The organism is Thetidibacter halocola (genome assembly GCF_018224955.1).
GTDB lineage: Bacteria > Pseudomonadota > Alphaproteobacteria > Rhodobacterales > Rhodobacteraceae > Thetidibacter > Thetidibacter halocola.
Map to the genome: position 1 here is coordinate 184,487 of NZ_JAGTUU010000005.1, position 15,540 is coordinate 200,026.

Sequence of the window (15,540 nt, forward strand, 5' to 3'; positions counted from 1 at the left end):
GTCGGGGCTGATCGGATGGAAACGGCAGGCACATGGGCGCATATGCCTGCCGTTGCAGCGTTTCCGTTGGTCAGTAGCCGATGGCGCAGCCGTCCTTGCGCGGGTCTGACGCCCCTTCGAGGACGCCGTTCTCGTGGATCAGGATCGCCTGCGCGCCGCCGATCGGCCCGTCGGCGGTGACCACGTCATGCCCAAGGCCCGCCAGTTCGGCGCGCACCGCGTCGGAATAGCCGCGTTCCAGCTTCAACTGGCCTTTCTCGGCAAAGCTGCGCGGGGCGTCCAGCGCCGCCTGTGGGTCCATCCCGAAATCGGTCATGTTGGTGATGACGCGGGCATGGCCGTTGGGCTGGTACTGCCCTCCCATCACGCCGAAGGGCATGGTCACGCGGCCATTGTCGCGCAGGATGCCGGGGATGATCGTGTGCATCGGGCGCTTGCCGCCCTTCATCTCGTTCGGATGCCCCTCGGCCAGGGTAAAGCCCGCGCCGCGGTTCTGGAACAGCACGCCGAACTTGTCCGATGCGATCCCCGACCCGAAATCGTTGAACACCGAGTAGATCAGCGACACCGCCATGCGATCCTTGTCGACCACGGTGATGTAGATCGTTTCCTTGTGCACCGTCTCGGAGACCTCGGCGGGCGAGGCCATCGCACGTTTCGGGTCGATCAGCGCGGCCAGTTTCGCCGCCGTCTCGGGCGCCATCAGGTGATCGAGCCGCTTCATGTGGTCGGCATCCGACAGGAAGCGGTTGCGCGCGTCATAGGCCAGTTTCGCCGCCTCGGCCTCGATATGGGTGCGCTGCGCGCCGAACGGGTCCATCGCGGCTATGTCGAAATGCGACAGGATGCCCAGCAGCAGGATCGCCGTCACGCCCTGGCCGTTCGGCGGATGCTCGAGCAGTTCGCGACCCTTGTAGAAGCCGCCGATGGGTTCGCCGATGGTGGTCCGGTTGGCGGCGAAATCCTCCAGCGTATGCACGCCGCCCACCGCGTTCAGCGCCGCGACCATGTCCTCGGCGACCTCGCCGGTATAGAACCCGTCGCGGCCCTGGCTGGCGATCCGGCGCAGCACCTCGGCATTGCCGGGCAGGGCAAAGATCTCGCCCAGGTGGTAGGGCTGGCCGCCCCTGGTGTAGTGCTTGACGCCGTGGCCTTGCAGGTCGCCGTGGTATTCGGACCAGTCCCAGGCCACGCGCGACGCGACGGGAATGCCGTCCTCCATATAGCGGATCGCCGGGGCGAGGCTGTCGGCAAGGCCGAGGCGGCCCCAGTTTTCCGACATGGTGCAAAAGGCGTCAATGGCGCCGGGGATCGTCACCGCATGGGCCGAACGCGGCGGCACCACGTCATGGCCCGCGGCGCGCAGGTTGGCCGCGTCCGCCGCCGCCGGTGCGCGGCCCGAGCCGTTCACCGCGATGACCTCTTCGCTGCCCGCGGGCGAGATCAGGGCGAAACAGTCGCCGCCGATGCCGGTCATGGCCGGTTCGGCCAGGCCCAGGATCACCGCGCCGGCGATGGCCGCGTCGACGGCGTTGCCGCCGGCTTTCAGGATGTCCACGGCGGCGCCTGCTGCCAGCGGATGCGATGTGGCACATAGGCCGTTGGTGGCCAGCACGGCCGACCGGCCGGGCAGATGGAAATCGCGCATAGTTCTTGTCTCCCTCGCTGGAGCGCGAGCATAGACCGGGGCGAGGGGGCGTCAACGGGTGGCATGCAGGGGGATGCGGCTGGAACGTCGATGCCGAGGCGATTGGCCGGGTCGGTGGCGTGTCCTTGCCGTGGTGTCGCGGTGCGCGACATGCAAAGACCCCGGCACCGCGCTAGGGTGGGGGCTGATTGCGCGCGATGCCGGGGGAAGCCATATGCAGCTACAGGATCAGGGATAGACGGTGTTTGCGGCGAATCTGGGCGGCAATTCGGGTCTTTTGTTGGCGGAGTCCGATCCGGCGATCCGTCAGGCCGGATCCAGCGGTATCGTCAGCGAAAGATGGTTGCACCCGCCCTCGCGCCGGTAGTCCAGGTGCGAGACCAGCGTGTGGATCAGACCCCAGCCAAAGCCGCCCTCGGGCAGGGTTTCGGTTCGGATGCGATCAAGTGTGTCGGTGTCGCCCGGAGGGGTCCCGCCGGGCATCGGGGTGCCGTCATCCACCAGGTCGGCCTGCATCTGTGTGTCGCTCCAGCGCAGGTCGACGCGGATCATGCCATCATCGCGCCCGGCATAGGCGTGCTCGACGATGTTGTTCAACGCCTCGGCGATCACCAGTTCCCATGCACCGCCCCGCGCCGCCGGATGGCCAGCCTTGGCCAGGTGGCGCCGCAGGTCCAGTAGCACGGCCCTGTTGCCGCTCAGCGTGGCCTCCGCGACCAGCGTCAGGCTGGTGCTTCCGGGGTCCGTCGGATCGGAGGTCATGGCGCGCAAATCGGTCTCGTCCAGCCTCAGGCGTTCGGAACGGCGGTGTCGATCGTCCGGTGGATGGTGAAGATCGAGTCCATCCGTGTCATGCGAAAGACCTTGTCCACGTTCTCCGTCAGGCCGGCCAGTTCCAGCTTGCGTCCGGTCGGCATCAGCTTCATCGCGGCGACGATGGCCCCGAGCCCGCTGGAATCGACAAAGCCGACCCTGGACAGATCCAGCACCACGCGACCATCCGAGTCCGCGATGGCGGCCCGCATCTGGTCCTTGAATTCGATCGCGACGGCGGCGTCGATCCTGTCCACGTCGACCGTCACGATGGCGGCGCGTGTATCCTGTCGTGTCGTCAGCATTGTCAGTGTCTCTTGTCATGAGTTCCCGGTCATGGACCCTAGACGGGATTCCTTACCATCCGGTATGCAGGGATGGGGCATCGGAGGAACGGATCATGCGGAACATCTTCATCACCGGCGCGGCGCGGACTCCGATGGGCGGGTTCCAGGGCATCCTGTCGGATGTCAGCGCGGCACAACTGGGCGGAACGGCGATCCGCGCAGCGCTGTCGCAGGCGGGCCGCCCCGCGGTGGACGAGTTGCTCATGGGCTGCGTGCTGCCCGCGGGGCAGGGCCAGGCGCCGGCGCGACAGGCGGGGTTCGCCGCGGGCCTCGGCGAAGAGGTGCCGGCCACCACGCTGAACAAGATGTGCGGATCGGGCATGAAGGCGGCGATGATGGCCTTCGACCGGCTGGTGCTGGGCGATGCCACCACCATCGTCGCGGGCGGTATGGAGAGCATGACCAACGCCCCCTACATGCTGCCCAAGATGCGCGGCGGTGCGCGGATCGGCCATGCCCAGGTCGTGGACCACATGTTCCTCGACGGGCTCGAGGATGCCTATGACAAGGGCCGCCTGATGGGCACCTTCGCCGAGGATTGCGCCTCGGCCTTCCAGTTCACCCGCGAGGCGCAGGACCAGTATGCGTTGGCCTCGCTGTCGAACGCCTTGGAGGCGGAACGCTCCCGCGCCTTCGAGGACGAGATCGCACCCGTGACGATCCACGCCCGCAACGGCGAGGAAATCATCACCCGCGACGAACAGCCCGCCCGCGCCCGGCCCGAGAAGATCCCGATGCTGAAGCCAGCATTCCGCAAGGACGGCACGGTGACGGCGGCGAATTCCTCGTCGATCTCGGATGGCGCGGCGGCGCTGGTCCTGTCGACCGAGGCCAACAATGCCCGCGCCCGCATCCGCGGTCATGCAAGCCACGCGCAGGCGCCCAAGGATTTCCCGACCGCGCCCGTGCCTGCCGCCCGCAAACTGCTGGAGAAACTCGGCTGGAAGGCATCGGACGTGGACCTCTGGGAGGTGAACGAGGCCTTTGCCGTGGTGCCCATGGCCTTCATGAAGGAGATGGGCCTGCCGCGCGACGTGGTGAACGTGAACGGCGGCGCTTGCGCGCTGGGCCACCCGATCGGGGCCTCGGGGGCGCGGATCATGGTGACGCTGCTCAACGCGCTGGAAAAGCGCAAGCTGCGCCGGGGTATCGCCGCGATCTGCATCGGTGGCGGCGAGGGCACCGCTATCGCCATCGAGCGGATTTGATCGCCGCAAGAAATTCCATCGGGGTCGTGAAATTTTCCTTGGATTTTTCACGGCCCTGCCGCACGGTGAAAATCATCGCCCGTTTTTCACCGATTCCATGCAGCAGACCCGACTCACGCCCAGCACCCTCGGTGCCGACATCCGCGCCCTTCGGCGGGCGCGCGGGCTGACGCTGCAACAGCTTTCGGCCACGCTCGACCGCTCGGTTGGCTGGCTCAGCCAGGTCGAGCGCGACCTCTCGGAGCCCTCTCTGACCGACCTGCGCCACCTGGCGCGGGCGCTGGACGTGTCTGTAGCCATGCTGTCCTGCCACCACCCGCAAACCCCGCAGGAGGCCGGTCGCATCGTCCGCGCCGACGCCCGCCGCCCCATCGGCGCGCGGGTCCCGGGGCTGGTCGAGGAACTGCTCTCGCCCGACCTGACGGACGATTTCGAGGTGGTGCATTCCACCTTCGAGGCCCGCACGGCCCTGCCCGAGCCGGTGACGCGCCCGACGCAGGAACTGGCCTTCCTCGTCTCGGGCAAGATGGACATCGAGATCGGCGAGGACCGTTTCACCATCCGCCCCGGCGACAGTTTCCGCATTCGCGGAGAGCCGTTCCGCTGGGACAACCCCTACGACAAGCCTGCGGTCGCGATCTGGGTGATCGCCCCGCCGGTCTATTGAGGTCCGCATGGAACCGCGCGACAGACAGCCGATGCGGGGCAGCTGTGCCTGCGGACAGGTCCGCTTCACCGTCAGTGCCACGCCGACGGGCGCCTCCGTCTGCCATTGCGGCCAGTGCCGCAAGATGAGCGGCTTTGCCTGGTCCTCGGCGCAGGTGGCGCAAGCGGCGCTGACCATCGACGGACCGGTGCGCTGGATCACGCTGTCAGAGCGGGCGAACCGCGGCATCTGCCCCGGCTGCGGCGCCTTCCTCTTCTGGCAGGGGCAGGGCGAGGACGCCGTCAGCATCGCCCTCGGCGCCATCGACGGCCCCACCGGCGTGACGCTGCAAAAGCACATCTTCACCGCCGACAAGGGCGACTATTACGCGATCACGGACGGAGTGCCGCAGACATGATCCTGTTCACCCTGCTCGACCCGGCGACGCTGGCGGTCTTCATGGCGGCGGGTGTCGCGCTGAACGTGACGCCCGGGTCGGACGTGATGTTCGCCACCGCCTGCGGCGCCTCGCAGGGCTGGAAGGCGGGAATCGCCGCCGCCGCGGGCATCTCGACGGGCTGCCTCGTGCATGTTGCGCTGACCGCTGGGGGCATGGCGGCGGTGATGCAGGCCCATCCCGGCGTGCTGGATATCGTCAAGTGGATCGGCGCGGCCTACCTGGTCTGGCTGGCGGTCCGCCTCTGGAACGCCGACCCGGCCCGGACGCGGCGCGCGGCGCAAGGCCTGCGCGCGGCCTTCGCCAAGGGCGCGCTGACCAACGTCCTCAACCCCAAGGTGGCGCTGTTCATCCTCGCCTTCCTGCCGCAGTTCACCGATCCCGCGCGCGGCCCCGTGGCCGCGCAGATGGTCGTGCTCGGCCTGCTCTTCGCCGCCAGCGGCCTTGTCATCAACGGCGCCTACGGCGCGGCGGCGGGTGCGCTGGCCGCGCCCATGCGCCGCCACGCCCGTGCGCTCAACCGCTTCTCCGCCCTCGTCTTTGGCGGCCTCGCCGCCCGCCTCGTCATCGACTGAAAGGAACGCCCATGTCCGACCTGCCCAGCCACACCCGTGTCGTCATCATCGGCGGCGGCGCCGTCGGGGCCTCCTGCGCCTATCACATCGCCAAGGCAGGCTGGGACGTGGTCCTGCTGGAAAAGAACGAACTGACTGCCGGGTCGACCTGGCACGCGGCGGGCAACTGCCCCTCGTTCAGCACAAGCTGGGCGGTGATGAACATGCAGCGCTACTCGCTCGATCTCTACCGCCGCCTCGCGGACGAGGTGGATTACCCGATGAACTACCACGTGACCGGCTCGATCCGCCTTGGCCACAGCCGCGAACGCATCCAGGAATTCGAACGCGCCGTCAGCATGGGCCGCTACCAGGGCATGGACCTCGAGATGATGCAGGTCGGCGACCTCAAGTCCCGCTACCCGTTCCTCGAAACGCATGACCTCGCCGGTGCGCTCTACGACCCCGACGACGGCGACATCGACCCCGCCCAGCTGACCCAGGCGCTGGCCAAGGGCGCGCGCATGGCGGGTGCCCGGATCGAACGCTTCTGCCCCGCTACGGGCGTGTCCCGCGACAAGGGCGAGTGGGTGATCCACACCCCCAAGGGCGACATCCGCTGCGAGAAGGTGGTGAACGCCGCCGGCTACTACGCGCAGCGCGTCGGCGAGTGGTTCAAGCCCTTCGGCGGCCGCACCGTGCCGATGGCGGTCATGTCGCACCAGTATTTCCTGACCGAGGAAATCCCCGCCATCCGCGAATGGTGCGAAAGCACGGGCAACCGCAAGCTGCCCCTACTGCGCGATGTCGACAGCTCCTACTACCTGCGACAGGAAAAGTACGGCCTGAATCTCGGCCCGTATGAGCGCAACTGCAAGGCGCACTGGGTCACGCCCGACGATCCCATGCCCGAGGATTTCAGCTTTCAGCTCTATCCCGACGATCTCGAGAGGCTGGAATGGTACATCGAGGACGCCATGGCGCGCGTGCCGCTGCTGGGCGAGGGCGGGGTGGGCCGCAACATCAACGGCCCGATCCCCTACGCCCCCGACGGTCTGCCGCTGATCGGCCCGATGCCGGGTGTGCCCAACGCCTTCGAGGCCTGCGTCTTCACCTTCGGCATCACCCAGTCCGGCGGCGCGGGCAAGGTGCTGGCGGAATGGGTCACAGAGGGCTGCACCGAGTGGGACATGTGGGCGGTCGATCCGCGCCGCTACACCGACTACACCGACCCGCAATACTGCATCGACAAGGCGCTCGAGACTTACGGCCACGAATACGCGATGCATTTCCCCTGGCACCGCTGGCCCGCCGCCCCCGACCGCCGCACCTCGGCCCTGCATGACCGGCTCAAGGCGGCAGGCGCGCAATTCGGCGTCTACAACGGCTGGGAACGCGCCAACTGGTTCGCGCAACCGGGCGACGACACGTCCGAGGAGGCGACCCACACCTGGGACCGCTCCGGCCCCTTCCAGCCCCGCATCGAGGAGGAGTGCGCGGCGGTTCGCGACCACGCGGGCGTCCTCGCCATCTCCGGCTTCACCCGCCTGCGGGTGCAGGGCCCCGGCGCGCGCGCGCATGTCGATGGCCTCACCTGCTCGCGCCTACCGAAACCGGGCCGCGTCGGCCTCGCCTATTTCCCCGACACGCGCGGCCGCATCCTGACCGAGATGTCGGTGATCCCCTCCTCCGACGAGGACCTGCTGCTCATCACCGCCGCCGTGGCGCAATGGCATGACCGCGACGTGCTGACGACCGGCCTGCCCGAGGGCGTCACCGTCACCGACGAAAGCGCGGATTTCGACTGTCTTCTCGTGACCGGCCCGCAATCCCGCGCCATCCTCGCCCCGCTCACCGACGCTGACCTGTCCCTGCCATGGCTCTCGGTCCAGCAGGCGACGGTCGCGGGCAAGCCAGTCACGCTGATGCGCGTCTCCTTCGCGGGCGAACTCGGCTGGGAAATCCACTGCGCCGCCGCTGATGCCCCCGCGATCTGGGATGCGGTCACGGGCGCGGGCGCGAAACCCTTCGGCATGTTCGCCCTCAACGCCCTGCGCGTCGAAAAGGCCTACCGCGCGTGGAAAGGCGACCTCTCGACCGATTACACCCTGCTGCAAGGCGGGCTGGACCGCTTCATCGACTGGTCGAAACCCTTCCCCGGCAAGGCGGCGCTGGAACAGGAACGCGCCACCGGCCCGACCAAGCGCTTCGCCGTGCTGAGGGTCGAGGCAGGCCCCGCCGACACCCCCTACATGGCGACGATCCGGCAGGGCGACACCATCGTGGGCGAGGCCACGGCGGGCGCCTGGGGCTACCGCGTCGGCCACTCCGTCGCGCTGGCCATGATCCGCACCGACCTGACCGCGCCGGGCACAGAACTCGAGATCGACATCTTCGGCGAGCGCCGCCCTGCCACCGTGCTGGGCGATGGCCCGATCTGGGATGCGCAGAACGAAAGGATCAAGGCATGACCGCCGCTTCATCTTGCCAGTCAAACTCCGGGGGAGTCTGCCGCAGGCAGACGGGGGCAGAGCCCCCCTGCACGCGAGGCAACGCATGACCGCGATCACGCTTCTCGACGGCGGCATGGGCCAGGAACTGATCCGCCGCGCCGGTGATGCACCCACGCCGCTCTGGTCGACCCAGGTGATGATGGACCGCCCCGGCCTCGTGCAGCAGGTGCACGAGGATTACTTCGCCGCGGGCGCCACCGTCGCCACGACGAACACCTACGCCATCCACCGCGACCGTCTCCGCCGCGCCGGCATCGAGGACAGGTTCGAGGCCCTTCACCACGCTGCCCTGGCCGAGGCGCAGGCCGCCCGTGGTGATCGTGAAAACCTCAGGATCGCGGGCTCCATCGGCCCGCTCGCCGCCTCCTACCGGCCCGACATCCATCCCGCCCACGCCGACGCCGTCCCCCTCTATGCCGAGGTGGCGCAGATCCTCGCCCCCGGCGTCGATCTCTTCATCTGCGAAACCGTCGCCTCGCTCGCCCATGCCCGCGCCGCCCTCGAAGGGGCGCGCACCACGGGCAAACCCGTCTGGCTCGCCCTCACCCTCGACGACGAGGACGGCACCCGCCTGCGCTCGGGCGAGCCGGTCGACGAGGCGCTCGCCATCGCGCAGGACGGCGCCACGGCGATCCTCGCCAACTGCTCCGCGCCCGAGGCGATGCCCGCCGCCCTCATGCGCTTCGCCCGCACCACATTGCCCTTCGGCGCCTATGCCAACGGCTTCACCCGCATCACCAAGGAGTTCCTGCAGGACGCCCCCACCGTCGACGCGCTCCAGCCGCGCCGCGACATGGGTCCCGAGATCTACGCCTCCCACGTCATGGCCTGGGTCCAGATGGGCGCCACCATCGTCGGCGGCTGCTGCGAGACCGGCCCCGCCCATATCGCCGAGATCGCCCGCCGCCTGCGCGTCGCAGGATACACCATCACCTGACGGCCCCTTCATCTTGCCCGATAAACTCCGGGGTAGCCGCCCTGCAAGGGCGGCAGGGGCAGAGCCCCCGTGCCTCCCCAACCCAAGGATCGCACCGCCATGACGAATATCCCCACCCACGCCCGCGTCGTCATCATCGGTGGCGGCGTCGTCGGTTGCTCCGTCGCCTACCACCTGACCCAGCTCGGCTGGACCGACGTCGTCCTCCTGGAACGCAAGCGCCTGACCTCCGGCACCACCTGGCACGCGGCGGGCCTCATCGCGCAACTGCGCGCCACCGCCAACATGACGCGGCTCGCGAAATACAGCCAGGAACTCTACGGACGGCTCGAGGAGGAAACCGGCCTCGCCACCGGCTTCCGCCGCGTGGGCTCGATCACCGTCGCGCTGACCCAGGAACGGCACGAGGAACTGCGCCGCTCCGCCGCCATGGCCCGCGCCTTCGGGGTCGAGATCGACGAGATCGGCGTGTCCGAGATCGCGGCGAAATACCCCCATCTCAACACCGACGGCGTGGTGGGCGGCGTCTACCTGCCCAAGGACGGGCAGGGCGATCCGGGCAACATCGCGCTGGCCATGGCCAAGGGCGCACGGATGCGCGGCGCCGTGGTGGCCGAAGGGGTAAAAGTTACTAAAGCATTAAAAACAAACGACAAGTTGACAGCTGTCAATTGGCAGTCTGAGGATGGCAGCACCGGAACCATCGCCTGCGAACAGGTCGTCAACTGCGCCGGCATGTGGGGCCGCGAGGTGGGCACGATGTTGGGCGCCCCCGTGCCGCTTCAGGCCTGCGAGCATTTCTACATAGTGTCGGAACCCATCGCGGGCCTGACCTCTCTGCCCGTCCTGCGCGTGCCGGATGAGTGTGCCTATTACAAGGAAGACGCGGGCAAGCTGATGCTTGGCGCCTTCGAGCCGAAATCGAAACCCTGGGGCCTGCAGGGCATCCCCGAGGCTTTCGAATTCGACCAGCTTCCCGAGGATTTCGACCATTTCGAGCCGATCCTCGAAGCCGCCGTCAACCGCATGCCGATCCTCGGGCAGGCCGGCATCCACACCTTCTTCAACGGGCCCGAAAGCTTCACCCCCGACAACGCCTATTACCTCGGCCAGGCGCCAGGCATGGCGAATGTCTGGGTCGCCGCCGGGTTCAACTCGATCGGCATCCAGTCGGCGGGCGGCGCGGGCATGGCGCTGGCGCAATGGATGGACGCGGGCGAAAAGCCCTTCGACCTGGGCGACGTTGACATCGCCCGCGCGCAGCCCTTCCAGCGCAACCGCCGCTACTTGGCCCAACGCGTCAGCGAAACGCTGGGCCTGCTCTATGCCGACCACTTCCCCTACCGGCAAAAGGCCACCGCGCGCGGCATCCGCCGCTCGCCCTTCCACGCCCATCTCGAGGCGCGCGGCGCGGTCTTCGGTGAGCTTGCCGGATGGGAACGCGCCAACTGGTATGCGAATCCCGGCCAGGCGCGGGAGTACGAATATTCCTGGGGCCGCCAGAACTGGTTCGACAACCGCGCCGCCGAGCACAAGGCGCTGCGCGAAGGCGTCGGCATGTACGACATGTCCAGCTTCGGCAAGCTGCGGGTCGAGGGCCCGGATGCGATGGCCTTCCTCAACCGCGTCTGCGGCAACCAGGTGGACGTCGAACCGGGCCGCATCGTCTACACCCAGTTCCTCAACGCGAGGGGCGGGATCGAGGCCGACGTCACCGTCACCCGCCTGTCCGAGACCGCCTACCTCGTGATCACCCCCGCCGCCACGCGCCTCGCCGACGAGACTTGGCTGCGCCGCCACCTGGGCGAGGCGCGGGCCACGATCACCGACATGACCGCGTCCGAGGGCTGCCTCGCGGTCATGGGGCCAAAGGCGCGCGCGCTTCTGGCGCAGGTCACGCCCGACCCGTTGGACAACGACGCCTTCCCCTTCGGCACCGCCCGCGAGGTGGAACTCGGCATGGGCCTCGCCCGGCTGCACCGCGTCACCTATGTCGGCGAACTGGGATGGGAGGTCTATGTCTCGTCCGACATGGCGGGCCATGTCTTCGAGACCATCGCCGAGGCGGGGCAGGACCACGGCCTGACACTCTGCGGCATGCACGCGATGGACAGCTGCCGGTCGGAAAAGGCCTTCCGCCATTTCGGCCACGACATCACCTGCGAGGATCACGTGCTTGAGGCGGGCCTCGGCTTTGCAGTGAAGACCGACAAGCCGGATTTCATAGGCCGCGAGGCGGTGCTGCGCAAGCGCGAGGCGGGTCTCGATCGCCGCCTCGTCCAGTTCCTTCTGAACGATCCCGAACCGCTGCTGTATCACAACGAGCCGATCCTGCGTGACGGCCGGATCGTGGGGCACCTGTCGTCGGGCTCTTACGGCCACCACCTCGGCGGGGCGGTGGGCCTTGGCTATGTTCCCTGCAAGGGCGAAAGCGCCGAAGCGTTGCTGGCCTCGTCCTTCGAGATCGACGTGGCGGGTCGGCGCGTCGCGGCGACGGCCTCGCTCAAGCCGCTCTACGACCCGAAGTCGGACCGGGTGAAGGCGTAAGGGGAAGGGGGCTTTGCCCCCGTCCGCCTGCGGCGGACTCCCCCAGGATATTTGAAGCCAGAAGAAGCCGGCAGCCTTTCGCAGCTTCGTCTTGCCCGATTAACTCCGGGGGAGGCTCGCCGCAGGCGAGACGGGGGCAGAGCCCCCACCTTGTCCGCGACCGCAACCCATGCGAAACGCCGGGCATGATCACACCCTACGACCCGCCCAAAGGAGAGATTCCCGTCCTGCACGAGGACAGCGACCTGCTGATCGTCGACAAGCCGGCCGGGCTGCTGTCGGTGCCGGGCAAGGGCGAGGACCTGGCCGACTGTTTGCTCACCCGGCTCGAAAAGGCGTTCCCGACCGTGCGGCTGGTGCACCGGCTGGACCGCGACACGTCCGGCGTCATGGTCTTTGCCCTGACCGCCCATGCGCAGAAATCGCTGGGCCAGCAGTTCGAGGCGCGCAAGGTGCGCAAGACCTATCTCGCGCGTCTCAAGGGACGGCTGGAGCCGAAGACCGGCACGGTCGATCTGCCGTTGATCGTCGATTGGCCCAACCGGCCGCTGCAAAAGGTCTGCCACGAGACCGGCAGGCCCGCGCTGACCGACTGGAAGGTGATGAGCGCAAGCGACGACGAGACCCGCGTGCGGCTTTTCCCGAAAACCGGGCGCAGTCATCAGTTGCGGGTGCACATGCTGGCGCTGGGGCACCCGATCCTCGGCGACCCGCTTTACGCGGTCGAGACGGCAGGGCAGTATCCGCGCCTGATGCTGCATGCCGAGGAACTGCGGTTGAATCATCCCGAAAATGGACGCGGGATGACATTCCGCGCCAAGGCCCCCTTCTGAGGAGACGTCATGCCCGGACCATTCCTGCTGGGCGGCAAGGCCATCGCGCCCGGGGCGCGCGCCACGGTCGACCTGCCGGTTTCGGTCCTGTCGGATCACACCCCCGTCACGCTGTCGGCGCATGTGATCCACGGCCGCCGTTCGGGCCCGGTGATGTTCGTCTCGGCGGCGGTGCATGGCGACGAGGTGATCGGGGTCGAAATCGTCCGCCGCCTGTTGCGCGCCGCGCCGCTGAAACACCTCGCGGGCACGCTGATCGCGGTGCCGATCGTCAACGCCTTCGGCTTTCTCAACCAGTCGCGCTACCTGCCCGACCGGCGCGACCTGAACCGGTCGTTCCCCGGCCACAACGAGGGGTCGCTGGCGGCACGGCTGGCTGACCTGTTCCTGACTCAGATCGTGCTGCGCTGCGATATCGGGATCGACCTGCATTCGGCGGCTGTGGGCCGGACCAACCTGCCGCAGCTTCGCCTGACGCCTGGTAATGACCGGCTGCGGGCGCTGGGCGATGCCTTTGCCGCGCCGGTCACGATGGTGTCGCGGACGCGCGATGGCTCGCTGCGGCTGGTGGCGGAACGGGCGGGGGTCGACGTGCTGCTTTACGAGGCGGGCGAGGGCTTGCGCTTTGACGAGTTCGCGGCGCGCGCCGGGGTGGCGGGGATCCTGCGCGTGATGGCGCAGCTGGGCATGATCGCCGGGCGGGGGGTGCCGCGCCCGCGCGGGCCCTCTGTCCTGTGCGAGCGGTCGTCCTGGGCGCGTGCGCCCTCTGGCGGCCTGTTGCGGACGTTGCGCGCCACCGGCGACTGGGTCGAGCCGGGCACCGTGCTGGGCGTCATCTCGGACCCGTTCGGCGAGCGCGAGATCGAGATCCGTGCCGAGGCGGCGGGGATCGTTGTGGGCCGCACCAACCTGCCCGTGGTGAACGAGGGCGACGCGCTGTTCCATATCGGCGAACCGGCGATGCCGCGCGCCGCGCGGGCCGCCGTCGAAGGCTTCGAATCGCACCTGGACGCGCCGCCGCTTTTCGACGAGGACGAGATCATCTAGGCCGCGTCGCGTTCCATCGCAGCCGGGTCTTCGATCTGCCCTGGGCCGTCGGGCGTGCAGGGCATGACGCCGTCCCATGGACAGGTCTGTTCCGCTTTGCGCGACGCGCCGTGACGGCGCGCATTCGGTTGCGTCCCCCGCCGGTCCGGTGCAGGTTGCGCCGCGCAGCCCGGACAGGAGACGCCCATGCCCTTCACCATCGCCACCTGGAACATCAACTCTGTCCGCCTGCGCGCGCCCATCGTGCGCAAGCTGCTGGAGGAGGAGGCGCCCGACGTGCTCTGCCTCCAGGAGATCAAGACGCCGGTCGAGAAGATGCCGGATTTCTCCGACCTCGGCTACGGCCATGTCGTGGCGCGCGGGCAGAAGGGCTACAACGGCGTGGCGATCCTGTCGAAACTGCCGCTGGAGGACCTGGGAGACCGGGATTTCGCCGACCTGGGTCATGCCCGCCATGTCGCGGCGCGGCTGGAGAACGGCGTTGCGATCCACAATTTCTACGTTCCGGCGGGCGGCGATGAGCCGGACCGGGCGAAGAACGTGAAATTCGGGCAGAAACTGGATTACCTGACCGAAATGCGCGACTGGTTCCGGGACTCGCGCCCCGAAAAGGCGATCCTGGTGGGCGACCTGAACATCGCGCCGCGCGAGGATGACGTTTGGTCGCACAAGCAGCTGCTCAAGATCGTCTCGCACACGCCGATCGAGGTCGATCACCTGGGCGCGGTGCAGGAGGCCGGGTCTTGGGTGGACGTGACGCGCAAGGACATCCCCGAGGGACTGCTCTATTCCTGGTGGTCCTACCGGGCCAAGGACTGGGACGCGGCGGACAAGGGGCGGCGTCTGGACCACGTCTGGGCCTCGTCCGACATCGCCAGATCCGGGCATTCCAGCCGAGTCCTGCGCGATGCGCGCGGCTGGACGCAGCCCTCGGACCATGCGCCGGTGTTCGCGACGTTCGACCTGTAGGGGAAAGCGAGGCACGATCCCGCGGGGCGATGCGCCCTGTTGGGCCGGCACCGTTTCAGGATTGGCCAAAATGGGCTAGTCTGCCGGACGTCGCCGTCGATCCGGGGGATGCCATGCTGGCCCGTCTTGCGCTTCTGGCCTTCACGCTGTCCATGCTTCCGGCGCGCATTGCCGCCCCGGCAGACGTCGAAAGTTGGCTGGCCGAGGGTCAACCGCCGCTTGTCATCGCGCACCGCAGCGCCGAAATCGGCCGGTTGCCCGACAACACGCTGGCATGGATCGAGGCGGCCATCGCGCTCGGCGTCGACGCGCTGCATGTCAATCCGCAGCAGACGGCGGATGATGGCTATGTGCTGATGCATGACAACACGCTGAACCGGACGACCGATGTCGAGGCAGTTTTTCCCGACGGCCCGCCGGGCGGGCCGACGCGGCAACAGCGCGGCGGGCGCGATTACGTTCGCGACTACACCGCTGCGGACATCGCGCGCCTGCGGATCACCGACTCCGCTGGAGTCGTCCATCCAGTGCCGACGCTGCACGAGGCGCTGGATCTCGTCGGCGGGCGGGTCGTTGTGCAACTGGGGCTCAAGACCTACGAGGCAGAGAGCCTTGCCGAGGCGTTACGCGGGCGGGATCCCGACGGATTGTTGCTGATGGAACTCTATTCCGCGGGCAGCGACCAGAGCCGGCTGCGCGCGCTGGCCGACAGGACGGGGATCGGCGTTGCGGCGTCACTTTATCGCTCGCGGGATTACCTTGCGGATTTCGAGGCGCTTCATGCCCAGATAGGGCCTGCCTTGCGGATGGTTTCCGTGCGCTCGGCGGGTGTGACGCCGGCGTTCCTGGCCACCGTGTCGGAACGCGGGGTCCGTGTTGCCATCAGCGGTTGGGATGGCGGCGAGGATTCGGCGCTGGTCTACAAGGACGATCCGGGGCCATGGCGTGCCGCGCTGGCGCACGGGTTCTCGGCGCTGACCGACCAGCCAGAGCGTCTGCTGACCGCATTGGGACGGTGACG

Annotated in this window: 14 protein-coding genes; 11 read left to right on the forward strand and 3 right to left on the reverse strand. The window is 68.2% G+C overall.

Going from position 1 to position 15,540, the window contains the following annotated elements; all coding sequences use genetic code 11:
- Window positions 1–70: 70 nt before the first annotated feature.
- The 3 genes from KB874_RS13625 to KB874_RS13635 all read right to left on the reverse strand — a co-directional run bounded on the left by KB874_RS13625 (window position 71) and on the right by KB874_RS13635 (window position 2,766).
- A complete protein-coding gene (locus KB874_RS13625; protein ID WP_212537092.1) occupies window positions 71–1,648 on the reverse strand; it encodes a gamma-glutamyltransferase family protein in 1,578 nt (525 codons plus the stop codon).
- Window positions 1,649–1,954: 306 nt separating this feature from the next.
- Window positions 1,955–2,410 (reverse strand): ATP-binding protein, encoded by a 456-nt coding sequence (locus KB874_RS13630; RefSeq protein WP_212537093.1) that lies wholly within the window; start codon window positions 2,408–2,410, stop codon window positions 1,955–1,957.
- Between the two features lie 26 nt (window positions 2,411–2,436).
- On the reverse strand, window positions 2,437–2,766 hold the full coding sequence (locus KB874_RS13635; protein WP_212537094.1) for an STAS domain-containing protein: 330 nt from the start codon (window positions 2,764–2,766) through the stop codon (window positions 2,437–2,439).
- Between the two features lie 95 nt (window positions 2,767–2,861).
- On the opposite strand from KB874_RS13635, the gene KB874_RS13640 reads away from it, so the two are divergent.
- The 11 genes from KB874_RS13640 (at window position 2,862) to KB874_RS13690 (ending at window position 15,538) form a co-directional block, all read left to right on the forward strand.
- On the forward strand, window positions 2,862–4,016 hold the full coding sequence (locus tag KB874_RS13640; protein WP_212537095.1) for an acetyl-CoA C-acyltransferase: 1,155 nt from the start codon (window positions 2,862–2,864) through the stop codon (window positions 4,014–4,016).
- 97 nt (window positions 4,017–4,113) lie between these two features.
- Window positions 4,114–4,683 (forward strand): helix-turn-helix domain-containing protein, encoded by a 570-nt coding sequence (locus KB874_RS13645; protein WP_212537096.1) that lies wholly within the window; start codon window positions 4,114–4,116, stop codon window positions 4,681–4,683.
- A 7-nt stretch (window positions 4,684–4,690) separates the two neighbouring features.
- Window positions 4,691–5,080 carry a GFA family protein gene (locus KB874_RS13650; RefSeq protein WP_249200486.1) on the forward strand — a complete coding sequence of 130 codons (390 nt, stop codon included), beginning with the start codon at window positions 4,691–4,693 and terminating at the stop codon, window positions 5,078–5,080.
- Entirely contained in the window at window positions 5,077–5,694 is a 618-nt protein-coding gene (locus KB874_RS13655) for a LysE family translocator (RefSeq protein WP_212537097.1), read from the forward strand. Before KB874_RS13650 ends, KB874_RS13655 begins: the two co-directional genes overlap by 4 nt.
- An 11-nt stretch (window positions 5,695–5,705) precedes the next feature.
- Window positions 5,706–8,144: a GcvT family protein gene (locus KB874_RS13660; protein ID WP_212537098.1), complete on the forward strand. Its 2,439-nt coding sequence runs from the start codon at window positions 5,706–5,708 to the stop codon at window positions 8,142–8,144.
- Between the two features lie 85 nt (window positions 8,145–8,229).
- Window positions 8,230–9,123 (forward strand): homocysteine S-methyltransferase family protein, encoded by an 894-nt coding sequence (locus tag KB874_RS13665; protein ID WP_212537099.1) that lies wholly within the window; start codon window positions 8,230–8,232, stop codon window positions 9,121–9,123.
- Window positions 9,124–9,222: 99 nt separating this feature from the next.
- Window positions 9,223–11,670, forward strand: a complete 2,448-nt coding sequence (locus tag KB874_RS13670) for a GcvT family protein (RefSeq protein ID WP_212537100.1) — start codon at window positions 9,223–9,225, stop codon at window positions 11,668–11,670.
- Between the two features lie 185 nt (window positions 11,671–11,855).
- Window positions 11,856–12,503 (forward strand): RluA family pseudouridine synthase, encoded by a 648-nt coding sequence (locus KB874_RS13675; RefSeq protein WP_212537101.1) that lies wholly within the window; start codon window positions 11,856–11,858, stop codon window positions 12,501–12,503.
- A gap of 9 nt (window positions 12,504–12,512) precedes the next feature.
- Window positions 12,513–13,550, forward strand: coding sequence for a succinylglutamate desuccinylase/aspartoacylase family protein (locus KB874_RS13680; RefSeq protein WP_212537102.1), 1,038 nt, complete (start codon window positions 12,513–12,515; stop codon window positions 13,548–13,550).
- Between the two features lie 186 nt (window positions 13,551–13,736).
- Window positions 13,737–14,519: an exodeoxyribonuclease III gene (locus KB874_RS13685; protein WP_212537103.1), complete on the forward strand. Its 783-nt coding sequence runs from the start codon at window positions 13,737–13,739 to the stop codon at window positions 14,517–14,519.
- A 113-nt stretch (window positions 14,520–14,632) separates the two neighbouring features.
- A complete protein-coding gene (locus KB874_RS13690; protein ID WP_212537104.1) occupies window positions 14,633–15,538 on the forward strand; it encodes a glycerophosphodiester phosphodiesterase family protein in 906 nt (301 codons plus the stop codon).
- Window positions 15,539–15,540 lie beyond the last annotated feature (2 nt).